The organism is Pseudarthrobacter arbutini, assembly GCF_054510915.1.
In genome coordinates, this window is record NZ_JBTNDQ010000033.1 from 1 (window position 1) to 2,965 (window position 2,965).

General features: G+C 62.2%; 2 protein-coding genes, 1 rRNA gene and 1 pseudogene. 3 read left to right on the top strand and 1 reads right to left on the bottom strand.

Features of this window, described 5'->3' with window-relative positions; genetic code table 11:
• Positions 1–84: ribosomal RNA gene (rrf, locus tag ACX80V_RS21765) — 5S ribosomal RNA — on the top strand; the annotation flags it as partial.
• Between the two features lie 479 nt (positions 85–563).
• On the opposite strand, the gene ACX80V_RS21770 is transcribed toward rrf, so the two are convergent.
• Positions 564–905, bottom strand: a complete 342-nt coding sequence (locus tag ACX80V_RS21770) for a YciI family protein (RefSeq protein ID WP_485844899.1) — start codon at positions 903–905, stop codon at positions 564–566.
• A 311-nt stretch (positions 906–1,216) separates the two neighbouring features.
• On the opposite strand from ACX80V_RS21770, the pseudogene ACX80V_RS21775 reads away from it, so the two are divergent.
• Both ACX80V_RS21775 and ACX80V_RS21780 read left to right on the top strand, forming a co-directional pair.
• Positions 1,217–1,718: pseudogene (locus tag ACX80V_RS21775) on the top strand (ISL3 family transposase); the annotation flags it as partial.
• A gap of 77 nt (positions 1,719–1,795) precedes the next feature.
• The gene (locus ACX80V_RS21780; protein WP_485844900.1) at positions 1,796–2,401 is read left to right on the top strand and encodes a class I SAM-dependent methyltransferase; all 606 of its coding nucleotides are present in this window, start codon (positions 1,796–1,798) and stop codon (positions 2,399–2,401) included.
• Positions 2,402–2,965 lie beyond the last annotated feature (564 nt).

A 2,965-nucleotide genomic window follows, 5' to 3' on the forward strand; every position in this document is an offset into this window, starting at 1 on the left:
CCCATTCCGAACCCGGAAGCTAAGACCCACAGCGCCGATGGTACTGCACCCGGGAGGGTGTGGGAGAGTAGGTCACCGCCGGAACATCATTACAGGTCGAGAGCCCCCCCAACCACCAGGTTGGGGGGCTCTCCCACGTTAACCACCACACCACAAACACCCCCCAACGCACAACCAGCCCGGCACCCCACCGAAAACGCCGCACCCACCAGCCCGGCAAGCTCCCTCACTTAATGCAGTGAATTTGGACACCCCCACCCACCACCCGCAGCAATGTCGCATCCGCGTGCTCCGGCTTCATGTCCGCGTTCCAGCCCGAACCCAACAAGGTCGTATCGTACGGGCCGACTTTCCCTCGGCCGGATGTAGAAAGAGCGCTCCTCCGGCAGCTCGCAACTCAGCTCGAGACCTGAGCCGCTGGCGTACAGCAGAAGCCGACCGGCTCCGATCTACCAGTAGGCCTGCGAGGTGCCGTCGGTCGAGATCACCCGCCCTATGCGCTGGTGCACGCCTCTCACTATGGGCGCGTGACGCACGAACGGCTCTGGCTGACGTCGCCCTCGTCAGCTTGCCGGGTCGTACAGGAACTGCCGGACCTCTTGCGAGCAGCGGCAGGCGACGGCGATCTTCGCGGCCCATTCAAGTGCCGCCTCCCGCGAGGGCAGCTCGAGAACGGTGTAGCCGCCGTTCGGCACCTTGTGGCCTGGGTACGTGCCCTCGGTGACGGTGCCGTCACCGGCCACGAGCACCGGGTCTACGCCCTCATCGATCCCGCCGCCGAAGACGTACACACCCGCCGCCTTGGCCTCGTCGATGACGGCATGCGAGGCTTCGACTACCGCCTCGAAGTCCTCCTCGGGGAACACCATGGCCTCACCGGGGAACGAGATCAGGTACTTCGTCATTCGAGGACTCCTCTGCTCCGGCGGCGCCATCCGACGGGCTCTTCTCTGCGGCACCGCTCTGGTGCCCAGACTGATTATGGCTCTGGCGCCCGACATATGGTCAAGGTATGCGTCGCGGTCGACCCGCTGAAACTGCTCGAGCGGTACCGTCTGGGAGCACGTTCTAAAGCGCACGCCCGCGAAGAAGGGTCAGCCATGGATCACTTCGACACGATCGTGATCGGCGCCGGAGTTGGGGGTCGAAGTCTCCACATGATGGAGGTTCCTGAGCCATCCATTCAGGAGACCTCGACGTGCTTGACGCAACCCCTATGACGGCTTTCGTCTGTCCTGATCTGACCACGATTTGTCGGCTCGAGAGCATGGCGCGGGACACGGTGACCCGGGAGTTGGCGCACGAGCCGCTGGGCTGTCGTCCCAAGGTCCTCGAGGTTACGATCCGCCGCACCGGTGCATCGACTGCGGGCACGTGTGGCGACACACCAGGCGTGGCGACCAGTACGTCACCGTCGTCATCGACCTCACCCGATCCGTGAGGGAACCGGCCCCGCGCGCCTGATCGACATGGTAAACGGCCGCTCCAAACAGGCGTTCAAGGACTGGCTGGCCGAGCGACCCACGGCTTGGCGCGAAACCGTGGAGGTGGTCGCGATGGACGGGTTCACCGGATTCAAGACTGCCGCCGCCGACGAGCTCCCCGAGACGGTCGCGGTCCTGGATCCCTTCCACGTGGCGCTCCTGGCAGGCAAGGCGCTCGATGAGTGCCGGCGTCGGGGCCAGCAGGCCATCCGTGGCCACCGCGGCCATACCGGTCTGTAGAGGGCACGTCAAACGAATAGGCAACTCTGCCCGGAAAGCATCGATTCCTGTGCCCACCATAAGGTGGCTGCATGACGGATGCAGAGGTCGAGACCGCGTACTCAAAGAGAGCTGCCGAGTACACTGCAAGATTTGGGTCGGTCGAGTCAGCTCATCCAGCTGACCGGAAGCTCGTAGCTGACTGGGTCGCACCTCTGGTGGGGCCAGTGCTGGATGTGGGATGCGGGCCCGGCCATTGGACCAAGTTCCTCGCGGACCAAGGGGCGGCGGTCGAAGGAATCGATTTGGTGCCGGCTTTCATCAAGCAAGCAGAAGCATCCTTCCCCGGCATCCCATTCCGTGTCGCCTCCCTCACGAGTCTCGGAGTTCCCGAAGGATATGCATCCGGCATCCTGGCTTGGTACTCGCTAATCCACTTTGAACCCGACCAGGTTCCCTCCGTTCTCCGGGAACTGGCACGGCGCCTGACTCCTGGCGGACTTCTCCTGCTAGGTCTGTTTGAAGGAGACGAAATCGCGAGATTTCCACATGCGGTGACGCCTGCGTACTCCTGGCCCGTGGGAGACCTCAGCAGGATCCTTAGTGCAGCCGGCTTCGAAACCATCTCCCATCAGCGACGAACTGATCCTGGTCATCGGCCGCACGCCGCTATCAGTGCACGCCTGAGCCATTCATAAGAGACAGCAACCGGAGGCATGCGGGCAGGCTAAAAGTAAACCGAAACTACAACAAGGCTTGGGCTGACCTGTAACCGGACAGGCGCCGGCCTGGGTCGAATCGGCCGTGGGCCAATCCTCGCGTGATGTGATCCAGTCAACAGAAACCCGTTCTGGCCGAATACTGCACCGGGACTCCGCTGAGCCCCTCAGATTCCCCGCCACGACGCGGATCCTGGGGGCATAGGACCCCTTGTGGGGGTGGATTTGCGGTGGGGGTTGGGTGGGTGTATTGTTTTCTAAGTCGCCGCGAGGGGAACAGCGAAGAGCTGGTTACCGCGGGCGGCCAAACCCCCTAATTCAAGACCAAATGNAAGACCAAATGTTGGTTGTTCTTTTGAGCGCCTTTGTTTGGTGGGGATGTGTTTTCTGCTGGTGTGGGTCCTGGAATATGGATTTGCATCGGGGCGGGAAACCGGGTAAGTTTGAAAAGTTGCTCCGGAGCGATCCACGGCCGATTGAATGGTTGTGGTGGTGCCGGGTGTGTCTGTTGTTTGAGAACTCAATAGTGTGCCAAGTTTGTTG

Excerpts from the sequence above, each read along its gene's own strand:
- ACX80V_RS21770 (WP_485844899.1), bottom strand. The coding sequence starts at position 905 with ATGACGAAGTACCTGATCTCGTTCCCCGGTGAGGCCATGGTGTTCCCC.
- ACX80V_RS21780 (WP_485844900.1), top strand. The coding sequence starts at position 1,796 with ATGACGGATGCAGAGGTCGAGACCGCGTACTCAAAGAGAGCTGCCGAG.